This window comes from Paenibacillus sp. CAU 1782 (genome assembly GCF_054551715.1).
The window spans coordinates 1,468,595-1,486,953 of record NZ_JBTOLL010000001.1 but is presented as its reverse complement, the minus strand read 5'-3'; the positions used below and the strand labels follow the sequence as shown (position 1 = coordinate 1,486,953).

The 18,359-nt window shown below is 48.3% G+C and carries 12 protein-coding genes and 1 pseudogene; 10 read left to right on the top strand and 3 right to left on the bottom strand.

The genetic code is table 11. The features are described from left to right. Positions 1–109: 109 nt before the first annotated feature. The 3 genes from ACX93W_RS07265 (at position 110) to ACX93W_RS07255 (ending at position 3,320) form a co-directional block, all read left to right on the top strand. On the top strand, positions 110–904 hold the full coding sequence (locus ACX93W_RS07265; RefSeq protein ID WP_459391622.1) for a response regulator transcription factor: 795 nt from the start codon (positions 110–112) through the stop codon (positions 902–904). Positions 905–910: 6 nt separating this feature from the next. After that, positions 911–2,698: a sensor histidine kinase gene (locus ACX93W_RS07260; protein WP_459391621.1), complete on the top strand. Its 1,788-nt coding sequence runs from the start codon at positions 911–913 to the stop codon at positions 2,696–2,698. Between the two features lie 79 nt (positions 2,699–2,777). Beyond that, a complete protein-coding gene (locus ACX93W_RS07255) occupies positions 2,778–3,320 on the top strand; it encodes a GNAT family N-acetyltransferase (RefSeq protein WP_459391620.1) in 543 nt (180 codons plus the stop codon). Positions 3,321–3,374: 54 nt separating this feature from the next. On the opposite strand, the gene ACX93W_RS07250 is transcribed toward ACX93W_RS07255, so the two are convergent. Further along, positions 3,375–3,965 (bottom strand): TetR/AcrR family transcriptional regulator, encoded by a 591-nt coding sequence (locus ACX93W_RS07250; RefSeq protein ID WP_459391619.1) that lies wholly within the window; start codon positions 3,963–3,965, stop codon positions 3,375–3,377. Positions 3,966–4,172: 207 nt separating this feature from the next. Between ACX93W_RS07250 and ACX93W_RS07245 the strand changes: the two are divergent. The 4 genes and pseudogenes from ACX93W_RS07245 (at position 4,173) to ACX93W_RS07230 (ending at position 9,641) form a co-directional block, all read left to right on the top strand. Continuing rightward, a pseudogene (locus ACX93W_RS07245) lies at positions 4,173–5,389 on the top strand (MFS transporter). Between the two features lie 106 nt (positions 5,390–5,495). After that, positions 5,496–6,425, top strand: coding sequence for a nicotianamine synthase family protein (locus ACX93W_RS07240; protein WP_459391618.1), 930 nt, complete (start codon positions 5,496–5,498; stop codon positions 6,423–6,425). Positions 6,426–6,641: 216 nt separating this feature from the next. Continuing rightward, positions 6,642–8,381, top strand: a complete 1,740-nt coding sequence (locus tag ACX93W_RS07235; protein ID WP_459391617.1) for a ribonuclease J — start codon at positions 6,642–6,644, stop codon at positions 8,379–8,381. A gap of 48 nt (positions 8,382–8,429) precedes the next feature. Continuing rightward, on the top strand, positions 8,430–9,641 hold the full coding sequence (locus ACX93W_RS07230; RefSeq protein WP_459391616.1) for an MFS transporter: 1,212 nt from the start codon (positions 8,430–8,432) through the stop codon (positions 9,639–9,641). 239 nt (positions 9,642–9,880) lie between these two features. Here the strand turns inward: ACX93W_RS07230 and ACX93W_RS07225 are convergent, their stop codons facing one another. After that, positions 9,881–12,106 (bottom strand): stalk domain-containing protein, encoded by a 2,226-nt coding sequence (locus ACX93W_RS07225; protein ID WP_459391615.1) that lies wholly within the window; start codon positions 12,104–12,106, stop codon positions 9,881–9,883. Between the two features lie 199 nt (positions 12,107–12,305). On the opposite strand from ACX93W_RS07225, the gene ACX93W_RS07220 reads away from it, so the two are divergent. Both ACX93W_RS07220 and ACX93W_RS07215 read left to right on the top strand, forming a co-directional pair. Further along, positions 12,306–13,538, top strand: coding sequence for a carboxylate--amine ligase (locus ACX93W_RS07220; RefSeq protein WP_459391614.1), 1,233 nt, complete (start codon positions 12,306–12,308; stop codon positions 13,536–13,538). A 172-nt stretch (positions 13,539–13,710) separates the two neighbouring features. Beyond that, positions 13,711–14,679 carry a helix-turn-helix transcriptional regulator gene (locus ACX93W_RS07215; RefSeq protein ID WP_459391613.1) on the top strand — a complete coding sequence of 323 codons (969 nt, stop codon included), beginning with the start codon at positions 13,711–13,713 and terminating at the stop codon, positions 14,677–14,679. Between the two features lie 624 nt (positions 14,680–15,303). Here the strand turns inward: ACX93W_RS07215 and ACX93W_RS07210 are convergent. After that, positions 15,304–16,158, bottom strand: coding sequence for a helix-turn-helix domain-containing protein (locus ACX93W_RS07210; protein ID WP_459391612.1), 855 nt, complete (start codon positions 16,156–16,158; stop codon positions 15,304–15,306). A 183-nt stretch (positions 16,159–16,341) separates the two neighbouring features. Between ACX93W_RS07210 and ACX93W_RS07205 the strand changes: the two genes are divergently transcribed. Next, positions 16,342–18,345, top strand: a complete 2,004-nt coding sequence (locus tag ACX93W_RS07205) for a beta-galactosidase (protein ID WP_459391611.1) — start codon at positions 16,342–16,344, stop codon at positions 18,343–18,345. Positions 18,346–18,359: the final 14 nt, after the last annotated feature.

Genomic DNA, 18,359 nt, shown 5'->3' with positions numbered 1-18,359 from the left:
ACGTAACATAAACAACTTGCCATGTTCCCGATTCCATAATTCGACAATTATTCAATAATCGTTTAGCTCCTGTTAAGGCAAATATGCTACCCTGTTGAGAGATACATATATGAAGGTAGCGGTGGTGGAAATCGTGCTTCATCGAAGGATATTAATTGTAGAAGACGAGCAAGCCATTGCGGAAATGGTGAAGCTTCTTCTTGTTCGAGATGGATTTCAAAATGTATTTTCGGCAGCGACTGCCGCGGGGGCAATTGAGTTGATCGAGGCGAACGGAGCCGATATCGTCCTGCTGGACGTCATGCTTCCCGATGGCAGCGGCTTTGAGCTATGCGATCGGCTGCGTCAATATGGGGAGCCTCATATTATTTTCATGACTGCGAGAGTTTCAGACCTTGATGTGTTGACTGGATTTGCAGTTGGGGGAGATGATTACATAACAAAGCCATTTAACCCGCTTGAGGTGATTGCCCGTATAAAAGCCAGGCTGCGCCGAATGGAAGAGGGCAGGAGCGAAGCTGGGGGCAGGCTGCAGTCCGGGATGCCGCTGCCATTGCATGAGCAACCGACGGAGACTGAAACCCGCGAGATCAAGAACAAGAAGTTTTATACTTATTCTCGTTTTACGCTTGATGAAGCAGCCGGCGAGCTGATAGTGGATGGGCGGACTGTTGCGTGCCCTGCGCAGGAGTTTTTTCTGCTGCTGCATTTATGTAAACATGCCGGCATTGTTTTTACCAAGTCGCAGCTCTATGAAGCCGTGTGGGGAATGAACGGTATGGGGGACGATAATACAGTAATGGTCCATATCCGAAGAATCCGCGAAAAAATAGAGCATGACCCCGGCAAGCCGTATTTTTTGCTGACGATACGAGGGCTTGGATACAAGCTGATAAAGGAGTGAAGACAGGTGAAGTCCCTGCGGAGAAGGCTGGCCTTTCACTTCATCTACCAGCTTGTGCTGACAACGATTTTTTTAGCGCTTTTGCTTATTGTGGCTTTGTTTCTGATATTGGATTATATTTCGGATAAAGAGCTGGAGCATAATTTTTCAAGGGGATCGATCGATAGTGTTCTTATGGAAGCTTATAGTAAAGGCGATGACATTTTTTTAAGCCCTTTTGTCGAAGAGTTATTAATGAAGCATGAAATGTGGGTGCAGGTCGTAGATCAAGACGGTTTTGTCAAGCATGTCTTTAACTCGCCCGGCGATATTCCGGATAGGTATTCAGCCCCCGAGTTGCTTGATATCCAACATGCGGGGCGTTTGGGGAAGTACGAAGTTAATGGTCAGCTGGATGAACTGACAATTGGGGAGCAATACCTGTTCCTCGTTGGTTATCAGCGTCCGAGCCGTGAATCCCTTCAGCAATTATACAATGCTTATGAGGAAGGCGGGCTGGTACCGGACAAGCATAAAACCGAACTGAAGGCGGCCCTTGCTGCTACCGGGGCTTCCTTATACATTGCAGGAGATGATGGGGAGATCCTCCAGTCTTTTGGCAAGGCTGCGGGCGGCGAAGAGATGCAGTCCGGGTTTAGCCCTCTGCAAATCTATGAAATGCAAACCCGATGGGCAAGTCCGGGAGGAGCAGAAATTATAGCAGCTGTAGACGCCCCTTATATTTGGATGCTACAGGACGATGAAGCCATTCCAAGTCCTAAAGATGCACTCAGCATGCTTCAGCTTATGATCCGTTATTTGCTTGCTGTTGCCTTGTTTATCCTGGTACTGTTAGCCGGACTGTCACTGTGGCACGGCTACCGGTATGCGCAGCCCATGCTGCTGCTTGGCCACTGGTTTGGTCAATTAAACAATGCCGAGAAAGGTCTTCAAGCCTTGCAAATCGAAAAAAAGAAGATATATCGGGCAAACGGAAAAATGAAAATCCGGTTTCGCTTGTTCCGGGAAACGATCGACGCTTTTATGAATATGGCCGAGCAAATGTCTAGGACGGAAAAACAGCGCCAGCAATTTGAGAGGAACCGAATTCAGTGGATGAGCGGCATTTCGCATGATTTGCGCACGCCTCTTTCGACGATTCAAGGGTATGGTTATATACTGGAACGGGAGCCGCATGGCTGGGACCAGGAGCAATTGCGGAACATGGGATCGATGATCAGAGAAAAAAGCGATTATATGCTGGAGCTGATTGAGGATTTTTCATTGCTGGAAAAGCTGAAGCGTGGACCGGTTATAATGGATACGGCTGCCATTGAGGTTAATGAGCTGGTTAGGCGCGTTGTGCTGCGTTATGTCAATGATGCGACGCTGAATGACGTGGAATTAGAGTGTGTAACGGCGGATGAGGAGCTTTACATCAACGGGGATGCCAAATTGCTTCAGCGTCTGCTGGATAATGTCATTGTTAACGCGATCAAGCATAACGAACCGGGCATTCTCATTTCGGTTGCCGTAGGGAAGCTGCCTGCCCCAACCGATGGTGCTGGCGATCAAGGAGAAATGGCATGCATCGCGATCAGCGACAACGGCCAAGGCATGGATGAAGAAACGCAGCAAAAATTGTTTGAAACCTATTACAGGGGAACAAGCACAGGGCAAACTAGCGCAGGTTCGGGCCTAGGGATGAGCATTGCCAATACAATCGTGCAGGCGCATCGCGGCAGCATCAGCGTTGAATCGACGTTAGGATTTGGCAGCTCCATTACGATTCAATTGCCTCTGCGCCAGCCTTAAATGGCTTTGCTTATTCTTAATTAAGAAAGAGTTGCCTTGCATGCTACAATAGCAATAACACAACTAATCGAGGTGGCGTATGGGACAAATCAAAATCATAAAAAACAATATGAATGAAAATGTATCGGCTGATATAGCAGGTTCGGGTGATGTAAAAGAGATCAGTGAAACGATCTTCAACATAGCAGTCTGGTTAAAAAGCCAGGGAATTCCGCAATGGGGAAAAATATTGCAGGGAGAGGACAGCCACAATGTACCGGGAGCCATTTCCCGCGGGGAAGTGATCGTTTTTAGATCCAAACAAGACGGCGGGGTAGCCGGTGCTTGTATTTTGCAGCAACAGCCCAGTGATTGGGATTTTGAGCTTTGGGGCAAAAACGATGACCATCACGATACCTCGGTGTATCTGCATCGGCTGGTTGTTGACCGCCGTTATTCGGGACAAGGGATCGGACCTGGCATATTGGCATGGATCGAAGACGGCGTTTCTTTCGAGGGGAAAGACCGGATCAGGCTGGATTGTATCGCATGGAACACCAAACTCAATGAATTTTATGCGAGCAACGGCTATGCGTTTGTTGGCGCAATAAACGGATTCAATAAATACCAAAAAATGCTTTAAAAGAGGGGCTGAACAGCCCCTTTTTCATGGAATTTTCATATGCCAGAGCCGCCGTTAATTGCGAGCAAGCAAAGAAAGCGCCGTTTCGATACATTGTTCCATCATAGCGGGATCGGGGTTCGCTTTTGTCATAACCGTCAAGCCGATCACGGACACAACCAGACTGTTGGCGATAGCTTCGGCATTTAATTCCTCATCGATTTCACCGCTTTGTTGTCCTCTTGTAATCTCCTCTCTAAAAATCGCCGCAAGATACATTTGGTGCTCGCGGGTGAGCACCGCAAATTTGTAGTCATGCGGCGCCATCTCCACCATCGTATTAATGCAAAAGCAACCTCGCTCGATATCCGACTCTTGATCCGTGCCTGATCCCATTTGTTGAAGCAAATGCCGGAACGAATCAATCACTGATAATCCTTGCTGAAGCAGGGCTCTTATTTTGGAGGCATGCCAGGCATTGTACCGGCGCAAAGCCGCCTCAAACAGCTCCTTTTTGTCTCCGAAGGCCGCATATAGACTTGGACGCTGGATTCCCATTCCCGTAGTCAAATCGCTAAGCGAAGCCGCCTCAAATCCTTTTTCCCAAAATACCTCCATCGCTGCTTCCAAAGCCTTCTCTACATTAAACTCGCGTTGCCGTGCCATGTCCTCCTCCTTTTCTGTATCAGTCAGTATTTTATTTAAGCTTAGCTCTATCTTCTTTTGGTGTCAAGAAAACTTGAATATATGAGCTTTTCATTTATTTTAATGGATCACCAATGTTGACAGAAGCTAATAAAGCCGCTTAGAATACAAAACATAACGTACCGATCGATACAAAAAAGATTTAGTAACAGAAAGGTGTTTGCCAACATGAAGCCCAATTCCTATCCGAGTTTTACCCTCGAACAGTCACAGAAGGGAATGTCATCCTTATTGGTGCTTCTATTAGCAATCAGCAGCGGGCTTTCCGTGGCCAATATTTATTTTGCCCAGCCTTTGCTGGACTCCATTGGCGACGAATTCAGCATTTCTTATTCTGAGGTTGGTTTCATTGTGACGGCGACCCAGCTCTTCTATGCAGCCGGCTTGCTTCTGCTAGTACCGATCGGAGACCTGGTGAATCGCCGGAAGCTTATTGCATTGCAAATGCTGTTCTCTGCCGGAGCATTGCTGGCAGTGGGCGCTGCTCCATCCCGGCTTGTTTTGTTTGCGGGAATCGGATTTGTCGGATTATTCGCCGTTGTTGCTCAAACAATGGTTGCCGCCGCTGCCTCTTTAAGCCGTCCGGCAGACCGGGGGAGAACGGTAGGGCTTGTCACCAGCGGTATCGTGATCGGCATATTGCTTGCGCGCACGATAGCCGGAACCTTCAATGATTGGCTGGGCTGGCGCTCCGTCTATCTATTTTCCTCCATGCTTAGTTGATTTGCGGCATTGCTCTTTACCTGCTGCTTCCAAAAGAGAATGCGGCGCGTTCCAAGCTGGGGTATGACGGGATGGTTGCATCGCTGTTTCGGCTGTATAAGGAATTGCCGGTCCTGCGTATACGCTCTCTGTTAGCCATGCTGATTTTTATGGCATTTAGTACACTGTGGACGGCAATGGTATTGCCGTTAAGCAGCCCGCCGTTGTCGCTGTCCTATTCGGCGATAGGCGCTTTTGGACTTGCCGGGGCGGCGGGTGCATTCGCCGCGGCCCATGCTGGCCGGTTATCCGACCTGGGCTGGAGCGGAAGGGTGACAGGGATTTCGCTAACGCTGCTGCTGCTTGCATGGCTGCCGATTGGGCTGCTGCACCATTCGATCGTTTTTTTGGTCATAGGCGTCGTTTTGCTGGATCTGGCCGTGCAGGCTGTACACGTTACGAATCAGAGCTTGATCTACAAAGCCCGGCCGGAGGCTCAAAGCCGATTGACAGCAGCCTATATGATTTTTTATTCCATCGGAAGCGCTGCCGGGTCTATTTTGTCCACTCAAATGTATGCCTGGTTTGGATGGGAGGGCCTGTGTTGGCTTGGAGGAACGGTCAGCGGGCTGGCCTTGCTGGTTTGGCTGTATGAAAGGCGGAGCATGCGCTTTGAGTCATGATTTGAACCGCGGAACCGCTTGGATATTGGTGTAGCCTTTACCCTCGTCTACAAATCGGAATCGTTGAATATATTCCGTATAGAGTAGAGGAGGAGGCATTGTGGCAATGGAGATTGGACAAATAGAGAATTTAGCTGCAAGAGATTTAAGGAATAACGGCAATTCGGCAAGCTCGAAAAAGATAGCCGTCTTACTGGACGCCATTCGCGAGACGAATGAGCTTCTCCAACGGGAAGAGGATTTGACGCCTGCCAATAAAGCGGTCGGGACAGCAATAAAGCGGCTGTCCCTGTTATTGCAAAGCGACTATTCACCCCATGAGGTTAACGCCGTTCTGAGGGATTCCTACATGGTTGACCATCAGGCATTGCTGCGAGAAAAATTGGCAAGGGCCGAATTTGAATTGGAGCTGGCGGATTCCCGCCATTTTTCCCGGTCGACGGATTTCCTTCAGCAGCAGTTTGAGAGACTGCCGTATTGGGGCATTTACAAGTCGTTAGTTGCTGCTGAACTGGCTGCGCTTTCACCTTATTTTGACCATGCGGGGCATAGGGCTGAATTGCCGATTGTTTTTGTGGGCAGCGGCCCCATGCCGTTAACTTCTATTATTCTCCATCAATGCTGCGGAGCGGAGATCATTTGCCTTGACAACGATTTGGCCGCGTATGAATCCTCCTGTTTTTTGCTGAACCAAGCGGGTTTAAGTCACAGCGTAAAAGTAGCGTTGGGAAAGGGAGAGGAGTTTCATTATAGTCCCTTCAGCATTATCGTTGTTGCAAGTATGGTTCGCAATAAATCGGCGGTGCTTGCGCGAATTCGCGAAACCTCCCGCAATCCTATTGTGGCGATTAGGACCGCCGAGGGCATGCGGCAAATCAGATATGAAGCGATTGACGAAGGGGCTTTAATGGAGCAAGGGTGGGAGATCGTGGCGCGCACCTCTCCCGATCCCAATCTGGTTATCAATTCGACCCTAATACTGAGGCGACAGAATACAGTGGCGTCAGTTCCCGCTAATGAGGGAAGACTACCTTGACCATTATAGAAGCCGGCGCAGCCGGCTTTTTTGATGCGTAATTATTTTTGTGCGCCATTATACAAGCTGTCAAACGGACAACAGCGGCAGAGCGTCAAGGCCAGTACGGTATATTCCGTGAACGTAGATACAAATACTATCCATAAGGGACTCGTTCGGGTCGCCATGCGAATTTCTTGAAATTTAAGATAATGAATATACAGCGGAGGGGATTGTATGGAATCGGATACCTCAGTGAACATCCCGCTAGACGTTTCAGCACAGACTCAGAGCGACTCCGAAGGGAGAGGAAGGTTGTCGGTGCTGGCCCTTGGAGGCGTATTTGAAATCGGGAAAAATATGTATGTCGTTCAATACGACGACGACCTTATCGTGATTGATTGCGGCTCCAAGTTTCCGGACGAAAGCTTGCTTGGCATTGATTTAATCATCCCGGATATCAGTTACCTGCTTCAAAATAAACATAAGGTGCGCGCGCTTGTCATTACCCATGGTCATGAGGATCATATCGGAGGTATTCCCTATTTTCTCAAGCAGCTGAATATTCCGATTTATGCGACAAGACTGACGTTAGGTTTAATTGAACTGAAGCTGAAGGAGCATCGCCTGAAAAAAACGGCGCTTCACGAAATAAAGCCAGCGTCAGAGATGGTCTTAGGCGAACTCCAGCTTAGCTTTTTCCGCACCAATCACAGTATTCCTGATTGCTTGGGCATTGTCATCGACACGCCCGTCGGACGCATTGTTCATACTGGCGATTTCAAATTCGATCTGTCGCCATCCAACGGCCAATATCCGGAAATCCATAAAATGGCCCGGATTGGCGAAAGCGGCGTACTGCTTCTCCTCTCTGAAAGCACAAACGCCGAACGCGCGGGATTTACACCTTCCGAAAGCATCGTGGGCGACAAAATTATGGAAGCCTTTCAAAAGGCGAAATACCGCATTTTTTTATCGACGTTTGCATCCAATGTGAGCAGGCTGCAGCAGGTCATTGACGCTGCCATGCAAACCAATCGCAAGCTGGCGCTTCTGGGACGGAGCATGATTAACGTTGTTAAGGTTGCGCTGGAGCATGGCTACTTGAATATGCCGGAAGGCATGCTGATTGAAGCGAAGGACGCCAGCGGGCTGCCAAGAGATTCGGTCGCCGTGCTTTGTACGGGAAGCCAAGGAGAAAGCATGGCAGCTTTGTCCCGTCTGGCAAGCGGCAGACATCCCCATATCGAGCTTCTTCCCAAAGATACGGTTATCCTTGCCTCTTCGCCGATTCCTGGCAATGAACGCAATGTAGCCTCCGTTCTGGATGGGCTGTATTTGCGCGGGGCCAACGTTATCCACGGTTCGGGCTCCGCTACCGGGATGCATGTCTCGGGCCATGGCAGCCAGGAAGAGCTGAAGCTGATGCTTACGCTGATGAAGCCGCGTTATTTTGTCCCCATCCATGGCGAATACCGGATGTTGTTCCAGCATAAGCAATTGGCAGAATCCGTTGGCGTAGATGGAGAAAACATATATATATTGAGAAACGGAGATATTCTGGACGTTGTTAGGGAAAATAATCAACATGACGTGACACAAACCAGAAAGGTGGTTGCCGGCAATACGCTGGTGGATGGTTTGGGCATCGGAGATGTGGGCACAGTCGTCTTGCGCGATCGCAGGCATCTGGCTGAAGACGGCATACTTATTGTTGTGGTTACGCTGAGCAGCAACGAACGTACTTTGTTGTCCGGTCCCGACATCATTACGCGGGGCTTTGTCCATGTCAAGGAATCAGAAGCGCTGTTATCCGAGCTGAACGAAAAAATAAAGGAAGACATCTATGGACTGCTGGATGTCGAAAATCGCAAATGGTCGGTTTTGAAGCATAAAATACGGGAAACCAGCGCCAAGCTCATATTCGCTCGTAACGGCCGGCGCCCCATGATTTTACCAGTCGTTATTGAGGTGTAGGTCAACGGAAAGACAAAATCCAACATGCAGAATTGAGGAATCATGGTAATGGAAAAGAAGAAACGGGATTTGGCGGCATTGGCGTCTATTCCGCTCATTATGACGCTTGCCAACTCCATGCTTATCCCTGTTCTGCCGCTCATGCAAAAAAAACTGGGGGTTTCTGCAGTGCAGACAAGCCTCATTATAACGGTCTACGCGGCGATTTCTATTCTGTGTATTCCTATCGCGGGTTATCTGTCCGACCGGTACGGCAGAAAAAAGATCATTTTGATCGGACTCAGTATTACGGCTGCGGGGGGAGTCGTCTCCGGGCTTGGCGCCTGGTTGCTTGACAGTGGGGCCTATTGGACCATATTGGCCGGGAGGTTCGTTCAAGGGATAGGAGCGGCGGGCGCTTTCCCAATTGTGCTTCCCCTTGTGGGCGATATGTTCAAGAGCGAGGATGAAGTCAGCAGCTCGCTTGGCATGATCGAAACCTCCAATACCTTCGGCAAAGTGATTAGCCCTGTGCTTGGATCGGCGCTTGCCATGGCGCTTTGGTTTCTTCCTCTAGCCGTTATTCCGGTTTTTTCGCTCATTTCGATCACCGCCGTTGCCGTTTTTGTAAAAGCGCCAAAGCAAAAGGAAGGTGAAGAGCTGGGAATCGCCGCTTTTCTACACAAGCTTAAAGACACTCTTAAACAAAATGGTTCCTGGCTTTACGCCATTTTTACAATCGGTTGCATTGCCATGTTCGTCATGTTTGGCTTTCTGTATTTTCTGTCCAATTCGCTGGAGGATGTATACCACATCAAAGATATCAAAAAAGGTCTGGTACTCGCCATTCCTTTATTCGCGATTTGTTCATCGTCCTTTGCAGCGGGGAAATTGATCGGCAAAAACAAAACCAGAATGAAATGGTTTACGATAATTGGACTTCTGGCATTAACGGCAACCATGATTGGATGCGGATGGAAAAAAAACGACTCGCTTGTGTTTCTGATCCTTCTGCTTTTTATTGGCGGCGTCGGCATCGGGGCAGCGCTTCCCAGCCTGGATGCATTGATTACAGAGGGAGTGCAAAAGGAAGAACGCGGAACCATAACTTCTCTATACAGCAGCGCCCGATTTATTGGCGTTGCTTCCGGCCCGCTGGTTGCGTCTACGCTAATGAAGCAGGAGGACTGGTTGTTTTATTTGTTTGCCGCGATTGCGTTTGGCTCTTGTTTGCTGTCGTTGTTTGCCATTCGCCCGAATAAGGAACCTAAGGAGGGTTAGTAAGCTTGGTGCAGATCATGAGCAAAGAAGTAAAGATCATTGGAGCAAGCGGGTACAGTCATGAAGATATAATCAAGGTAGTGTCCCACATTAATGAGTGGTTGTTGATCTTTCGTAGAGATTGGCTGAAGCCCTTATCGGCAAGTTTACTCTATCAAAGCCGTCTGAATTTGAACGGCCTTGATAGAGTTTTTTATCCAAAAACGAGGTTTACGATACGAATGTTTAGTTGAATGTACTTAGAGATCTTTGATTGTTACTTTTATATCCGGCAATTTGGTTTTCCATGATTTATAGGTAAACGACAGCTTCTGATAGTCAATGCTTAGCAAAGGTTTGTCAGTAAAGTAAAATTTCATCAGTGAAATCGTGTACGATTCATCTTCCTTTAGGCCCGATAAATAATATGTTCCGTCAGCTCCCGACTGAAAACGAAACGAGCTGATGTTCTTACCATCTTTGTCCTCGAGCCAAACATGGATATTTTCTAACGGTTTGTCGTTTTGATCCACTAGCTTGCCTGTTAATTGAACGGGTTCCAATACAATTGGCTCCAGTTTTCCGGAGTCTTTAAACGTAAAGCTGTCTTGCTGATTGCGCCAATATTGCATACCATTATGCGTAATAGGGGAGTTATACGCACCGGTTGTTGGCTGATAAGACACAATATAGTCCATATCTTTCTGCAGACCGGATATCGTAAAATATCCGTCTTTGTTGGTGACGCTTGCTGAGGCCAGAGGCGTCGTTTCGGAAACAGGACGTATGGATACATACAAGTCCGGCAATCCCTCACCGTTAGCGCCGATTATCCGTCCAACCGCTTGATCCCATTTTAACGGGAGACCGGAATTGGGAGAAAATAAGGGATGGGTATTGGCAAGGGTGTCTTGAGCAATCGGATCATGGGCAATCGTTTCCTCGTCCACGTTAATCATGACCGTCTTTGTGGCCGGGTCCCAGTCCACATGCCCGCCAAAGCTTTCGCTTATAAATCGGGCAGGCACCAGCGTCCGTCCGTTAACCGTTTCGGCAGGCGTCTCCAAAGGAACGGCCTGGCCGTTTACATGTCCGGACGAAGCGCCGATAACAAGCTTAACCGATGTTTGTCCCCTTGTTCCTGTGACGGTTTTTGCGGCTTCATCCCAGTTCACCTCTGCATTCAACGCTTCGAATATTTGGCGAAGCGGGACAAGGGTTCTCCCGTCTTTGACGATAGGCTGCTGATCAAAATCCACGGGAATCCCGTTTACTTCCACCGTAATGGGGGTCTCGACAAACGTATCATCAGCATTGCTTTTGATCCAGACGGGGCTTGTCCGCCACCATTTGCTCCCGTCGCCGACATAGCCGTTGCCCCATGAGAACAAGGCATGATCCTGCCGGATTGCCATGGCGCGGAATCCGATGCCGGACGAGGCGATTTGCTTGATTTTGGCAAGACCCGGAATTTTGCCTGGTCTCAGTCTGTTTTCATAGGAGCCGATGCCAAGCTGCCCGCCGAGGTTGCTGCCGTTGGACCAGACACTGCCGTCCTGCTTGAGATAGAAGGGACCGCCCGCTGATGAGGCGATTGCTTTTACATCTTGAACTCCAGTTATTTTGACGGGGTTAGGGCGATCGAAAGTAGTTCCGTCACCAATCTCGCCTTCTCCGTTGTAACCCCAGCCCCATACGCTGCCGTCGCTTCTTAATACATGCGTAGTGCCGCCCCCCGCAGCAATGGCAACAACATCGGAAATTCCCTTTATTTGCGTTAGCGTAGGAGTGCCTAATGATTGCGATACGCCATTCCGAACGGAGGGAAGATCGTAATCTCTTTGCCAAACGGTTCCATCCTTCTTCAGCGCAACGAGATGACCGTAACCAACGGAGATGGATTTAATGTCGTCAAATGCAGTCAGCTGAAGTGGTTTGGTTCCCAGGAGGCTGCCCCAGGCCCAGACCGTTCCGTCGCTTTTAATCGCATAGCTGTCGGCAAAACCGGATGCGATCGACACAACATCCCGAAGTCCTTCGACCTGCACTGGGACCGCTTTATTTTCGTTTGCGATATAGCTGCGGGTGGCTCCGTTGTAGACCGACTTTGTTCCATCCCCAAGCTCGCCTTCCGTATTGTCGCCCCAGGCCCAAACCGTGCCGTCATCCTTGAGCGCAAGCGAATGGCTGCCCCCCGCCGAAACGGCAATAATGCTGCTTAGTCCTTTGATTTGCAGGGGAATATCCTGTGTGGTTCTCGCCCCTGTATGGTCTCCGAAAAGCTCCGCAGGTCCTGCTCCCCAGCTCCACACGGTGCCATCCCATTTTACGCCGAGATTATGAGTGACGCCTGCCGCTATGCTTTTCCATCCGCCCGCATCATGGTCGGAGGCTGCTTTCAGCACGCCAGGCTGAAGAAACGGGAGTAAGAGAAGCAGTATGGCGATTGCGAAAACTAGCCTTTTTTGAAATGCCGAAATTGTCATGTACATCCCCCTTATTCCGGTTTGGCATGCCGGTTCATGAAATGAGGTTTCATTTACCAATAATGACAGTATAAATCATTCTAATGAACTTATATAATAGACATTCTCGGCAGGGATGGTATACTTCTTAACGAAGGCTATTAAATGATGGATTCCGATTAAAAAAATAGAATACGTACTACTGTAACGAGGAGACGCCATGAACAAATACGATTTTTTGCCCATCATTCTGGGCAGCGACGAAAATGCATACGGTAACGTCAGATTGTTTCACGAGGCTTACGGCATCAGGCCGCTGCTGCTGTGCAGCCGTCTGCTTATTCCGACTATGCATAGCAAGCTGTTTGACCTGGTTCAAATTGACAACTTTGACCGCGAAGACATATTTCCGAACGCGCTGTTGTCCATCCTGGAGAAATACTCCGCGCCTGATCGCAAATTGGTTGTTATTTCCTGTTCGGATTATTATGCGGGCCTTTTATCGCGGCACTACAGCCATTTCAAGGGATTGATCGCAAACCATTGCATTTCCGAAGCTCTCCTGAATACGCTGGATACAAAGGACAAGTTTTATCAGCTTTGCGAAAAACACGGTTTGGACTATCCCAAAACGTTTGTATGCGTTCCGGAGGAACGAGAAGCTGCCGTCCATCAGCTTCAATTTCAGTTTCCGATCATAGTCAAACCGGAAAACAGCAATGCCTACGAGTATTTGCATTGCGATTTTGAAGGTAAAAAGAAAGTATTCTTTTTCAAGGATAAAGAAGAGTATTTGACGATGGTTAGAAGCATGAATAATTCAGATTACCGTGGTAAATTGATCATTCAGGAGTTTATTCCCGGCGGCGACGACTCCATGCGGGTAATCAACAGCTATTCCGACGACAACGGCAACGTCAAAATGATGTGTCTCGGCCAGCCGGTGCTGGAGGAGTATTCACCCAAAACATTAGGCAATTACGCAGCCATCATTTCCCGCTCGGACAACGCGATTTACCAGAAAATCAAAGCTTTTCTGGAAGAGATCGGATATGTCGGTTTCTCCAATATCGATATGAAATACGACAGCCGTACCGGCAAATACATGCTGTTCGAAATTAATCCGCGACTTGGCAGAAGCAGCTTTTTTGTCAGAGCAGCGGGCCTCAACATGATGCAGGCATTAATCGACAACGCCGTTTACGGCAAGAAAATGGACTGCGTATACAGCACCCAAACCGCTTTATGGACAAACGTACCCAAAATCGTTTTGCAAAAATACGTGACAAATCCGCAGCTCTCCGCTGAAATTGCCTCCTTGTACAGGGAGAAAAAGGTGTTTAAAACGCTCTGGTACAGCAAAGACATCAATCTGAAGCGTATTGCGAGAGTATCGCGGTATTATTTTGGCCATATCAAAAACTACCAGCGTTATTTCTTTAAGAAGGTTTAAAAGAGGCATTTGATTGAGAATTGAAGCGGCGTTCAAACTGACAACGGTTTGAGCGCTATTTTTTATTGCTTGAAACCCGGCAGGAAAATAAAATAACAGCAAGTCAAATCAAGCTTTAACCGCTCTATTCCTTAATAATAGATGTAGGGTGGTTGAAACGAGGTGAATAGAAATGTACGAGTGGCAGAAACAGATTCAAATCATTGTTGATGAAATCGACAATTGCATGAAGGGCTGCAATGATGAAGCCTTGACACTACGTTTAATTTCCCGCAAATTGGGGTATTCCGAGTTTTATACAACGAGGAAATTCAAACAAATATGCGGTATGCCATTTAGGGATTATCTGCGGCATAGAAAATTAGCGTTTGCATTAAAAGAGGTTAGGGATAGCAATAAAAACCTTTTGGATATTGCTTTTGATTATGGATTTTCATCACATGAGGCATTTACGAGAGCTTTCAAGGCCGCTTACAGCGTAACGCCAAGTGAATATCGGAAAAATCCTAAGCCTGTCGTTCTTCGTACAAAAATAAGCCCTTTTGACCGCTACTTTTTAGGAATGGGAGAAATCGGTATGATTAAATCAACAGAGGATGTTAAGGTTTATTTTGTAACTATACCCTCACACAAATTTTTGTATATTAAAAACGATGAGAGTAACGGTTATTGGGATTTTTGGCAAAAGCAAAGTCTGATTCCGGGGCAAGACTACGAAACCATTTGCGGCTTGCTCGATAGCATCAAGGGGAAATTGGACGACGAAGGCGGGAACGAAGTTAACTGCGGAAGCGGTCAGCTTATGGCTTATATGAACGACCCGGACGGCAGGCTTTGCGATTGGGGGATTCCGCGAACAGAGTGCTGGGGCATACGACTTCCTTCTGACTATAAAGGGGAAGTACCGCGACAAATGCTTATGGCTGATATTCCGGCATCTCAGTATATTGTCTTTGAGCATGGACCCTTTGATTATGAACAGGAAAATTGCAGTGTAGAAGAAAAAATTGAAAAGGCAATGGCGGCTTTTGATTATGCTGAAACGGGTTTCAGTCTTGATTCTTCACCCGGTAGAATTATGTATTTTTATTATGACCCAGAACAGTATTTTAAGTATGTGAGGCCTGTGTGCAAAGCATAAACCAAAGGATAGATTAGAACGGAAAATCTGATTTAGACTTTCTTCGCAGCGGTCGCACTAGGCGACATTTCCGAATCGGCGAGAAAGTCGGAGATAAATATACCTGTATTGATGGGTGTTCTGTAAATGCAGACGGCCAATGAAAATTTTTATAGGATCAAAGCAGAAAGTAGTGCATGACTTCGATTGAGGTCAAACACTGCGGGGCAAGGGGCTTCCCATTGCCCCACTTGTCTTGTAAACGGTACGCGGCATCTTTGTGGAGTGCAAGGACCGGAGGCTAGCCCCATACTACAGAAATCCTGCATGTAACGGACATCCATGACCTTTAGTGTCTTGTTTTGATGCCATTTCCATTTTTAAAGGTCATCCATGACCGTAAAAGCTTACATTCACCCCCAAAACGCGACTTTTGAGCGTCTAAAGGACATGGATGACCGTTACCGAAAGCAAATGTATCCATTTGGGGTTCTAGCGGTCATCGTTGACCGCTAGACGAGCAAAAGGCAGCTGTCGCGGTGCCCATTTTGAGAAAAAGGTATCGTCTTCCGTGTTAACACTCTTGCTAAGTGAAATGAAGCGCTTATGATAAGGCTGAGCCTTTTATAAGGGGAAATTCATGGACTAATTTGCATCATTCTGATGCATGCTTCGAAACTGGAGCGGGGTCATCCCTTCCCGGCTCCGGAAGCAGGAGCTAAAATAGCTTGCTTGCGAAAAACCGGTATCGACGGCGATTTGTTTGACCGTCAGAGAGGTCGAAGCCAGCAGGCGTTTGGCCTGGATCAGGCGCGATTCCAGCAGAAAATCGGGGAAGGACATGCCGAAGGTCTGCCCGAATTTACGGCTGAAGTAGGTGCTGCTGTATCCCGCAAGCGCAGCCGCCTCCTGAATCGTAAACGGCTCACCGCTGTGAGCACGAATATAATTGGCTACGCTGCGTATTTTGTCTGCCGCCTGATTGACGGGTACGTTAAGCGAATCGGAGCTTGCTTGAAGCCGGATCAACATTTCATACAGCGTAGAGGCCAGACTGAATTCGTCCTCGATTCGGTATGTTCTTCCTACGGCAAGCAGTTTATCCATCAATGCATCAATGAGATGCATATCCGACAGGGAAAAAAGCCAAGGCTCGTCCAAACCTTTGCCGTCCAGCAATTCCTCCAGTCGTTCCCCGAAAAAATGAACCCACACAATACTCCAAGGATCTTGTTGATCCGACCGGTAGCTTTGTCTTAAACCGGGTCCAAAAAGAAATCCCTGTCCCGCGGTCAGCTCGTAACGTTTGCCCTCCGTCATCAGATAACCTTTGCCCTTTAACACGATATGCAAGTTATAGTTGCGGTCCAGGTTAAACTCCGTTGTCCGGTATTCCCGGTTTACGCTGTGTTCCGGATATCGACTGTAGCCGCCGATAAAATCCGGAAAGCATACATGCCGGGGAAATAGCGGTTTTGGCAGGAAAATATGCTCGCGCATGAGAATGAACTCCTAACGACATAATATTAATGGTAGTATGCTCTTTATTCCCTATTATACAGCAATCGCAAAGTCATATGAGGACAATATTTTGATAGACTTCGCATGTTTTTGTTATTTCATCCCGTCACGTCATCTTCTACAATAGAGTTTGAAACGATTAACCCCAAGGGAGAGATACGAATGAAGCAATTGCTATATGGAGTTGCCTATTACGATGAATACATGCCTTATGAGCGGCTTGATGAAGATATTGCAATGATGAAAGCGGCGGGCATTAATCTGGTGCGTATCGCGGAATCCACATGGAGCACCCACGAGCCTCAAAATGGCGTTTTTGATTTCTCCAGCGTAGATCGGGTGTTGGACGCGATGCACAAAGCGGGAATCAGCGTGATTGTGGGAACGCCAACATATGCGGTTCCTACCTGGATGGTCAAGGAACATCCCGATGTATTGGCCGAAACCCCGCATGGGCCAGGACGTTACGGCGCGCGCCAAATTATGGATATCGCTAACCCGACGTATCTTTTTTACTCCGAGCGCATTATTCGCAAGCTGATCAGCCGGGTAAGCAGACATCCTGCCGTAATTGGGTATCAGGTGGATAACGAAACCAAACATTACAATACAAGCGGTCCCAATATCCAGCTTCGATTCGTTAAATACATGAGAGATAAATTCGGAACCGTCGATGCGCTGAACCGGGAGTTTGGCCTTGATTATTGGAGCAACCGGATTAATAGCTGGGAAGACTTCCCGTCTGTCGTGGGTACAATCAACGGCAGCTTGGGTGCAGAGTTTTCGCGGTTCCAAAGAAAGCTCGTGACCGATTTCCTGGCTTGGCAAACAGCTATTGTCAATGAATATAAGCAGCCCGGGCAGTTCGTGACCCATAACTTCGATTTTGACTGGAGAAATCATTCCTTTGGCGTTCAGCCTGCCGTTGACCATTTCGAAGCGGCAAAAGCATTGGATATCGCCGGCGTCGATATTTACCACCCGTCTCAGGACCAGTTGACGGGAAAAGAAATTTCCTTTGGCGGAGACTCCACGCGTTCTCTGAAAGGCGACAACTATTTTGTGCTGGAGACTCAGGCTCAGGCATTTCCGAATTGGACGCCGTACCCGGGGCAATTGCGCCTTCAGGCGTTTAGCCACTTGGCCTCCGGAGCCAACATGGTTGAATATTGGCATTGGCATTCCATCCATAATTCCATCGAAACCTATTGGAAAGGCTTGTTGAGCCATGACTTGGGGAGCAATCCAACCTATGAAGAGGCCAAAACAATTGGGCGCGATTTTGCAAAGTTGTCCTCCAAGCTGATCAATCTGAAAAAGAAAAACAAAGCTGCGGTGCTGGTCAGCAATGAAGCGTTAACTTCGATGGAATGGTTCAGGCTGCCTGGCGGCGCAACCGCTTATAACGATGTGATGCGTTTGATGTACGACCGGTTGTATGAAATGAACATCGGCTGCGATATTTTGAATCCGGGCTCAACGGAGCTTGCGCAATACGATCTCATTATTGTTCCTCCGTTGTATGCAGCTTCGGACGAGCTGCTTGACCGCCTCAACGCTTATGTGGAGGGGGGAGGCATCGTTGTTTATTCCTTCAAAAGCGGATTTTCCAACGAACACATCAAGGTTCGCACCGAAGTTCAGCCTGGAAAAATCGGGGATGCTTGCGGCGTGCGATACAGCCAATTCGTAGAGCCTTCCGGCGTAACGCTGAAGGATGATCCGTTTGGCGTCGGCGCAGAACACAATACAATCGATGTTTGGATGGAGCTTCTGACGCCAACAACGGCAGAGGTATTGGCTTGGTACGAGCACCCGCAATGGGGACAATATGCGGCCATTACTGAAAATGGCTACGGCCAAGGCACCGCGTTTTACGTCGGCTGCTTGCCAAGCGCCGCAATTATGGGCAAGCTGCTGGAGCGGGCTGTCCGCAAAGCGGGACTATGGGGTAGCGATCAAGAGCTGAGCTTCCCGCTAATCGTCAAATCGGGCCAAAACGAAGCCGGAAAAACCGTCCGTTATTACTTCAACTATTCCGCGCAGCCGCAAACCTTTGTTTATCCTTACGGAGACGGAGCGGAGCTGCTGGCCGAACGTCATGTGGCGGCAGGCGAAACCATTGAACTAGAACGCTGGGGCTTCGTCATCATCGAAGAGAACTGATACGCTAGCAACTT

Bases quoted from the DNA above. Each gene is read 5' to 3' on its own strand.
- ACX93W_RS07265 (WP_459391622.1), top strand. From the start codon at position 110: ATGAAGGTAGCGGTGGTGGAAATCGTGCTTCATCGAAGGATATTAATT.
- ACX93W_RS07255 (WP_459391620.1), top strand. From the start codon at position 2,778: ATGGGACAAATCAAAATCATAAAAAACAATATGAATGAAAATGTATCG.
- ACX93W_RS07210 (WP_459391612.1), bottom strand. From the start codon at position 16,158: ATGCGCGAGCATATTTTCCTGCCAAAACCGCTATTTCCCCGGCATGTA.
- ACX93W_RS07235 (WP_459391617.1), top strand. From the start codon at position 6,642: ATGGAATCGGATACCTCAGTGAACATCCCGCTAGACGTTTCAGCACAG.
- ACX93W_RS07220 (WP_459391614.1), top strand. From the start codon at position 12,306: ATGAACAAATACGATTTTTTGCCCATCATTCTGGGCAGCGACGAAAAT.
- ACX93W_RS07215 (WP_459391613.1), top strand. From the start codon at position 13,711: ATGTACGAGTGGCAGAAACAGATTCAAATCATTGTTGATGAAATCGAC.
- ACX93W_RS07230 (WP_459391616.1), top strand. From the start codon at position 8,430: ATGGAAAAGAAGAAACGGGATTTGGCGGCATTGGCGTCTATTCCGCTC.
- ACX93W_RS07205 (WP_459391611.1), top strand. From the start codon at position 16,342: ATGAAGCAATTGCTATATGGAGTTGCCTATTACGATGAATACATGCCT.
- ACX93W_RS07225 (WP_459391615.1), bottom strand. From the start codon at position 12,106: ATGACAATTTCGGCATTTCAAAAAAGGCTAGTTTTCGCAATCGCCATA.
- ACX93W_RS07250 (WP_459391619.1), bottom strand. From the start codon at position 3,965: ATGGCACGGCAACGCGAGTTTAATGTAGAGAAGGCTTTGGAAGCAGCG.
- ACX93W_RS07240 (WP_459391618.1), top strand. From the start codon at position 5,496: ATGGAGATTGGACAAATAGAGAATTTAGCTGCAAGAGATTTAAGGAAT.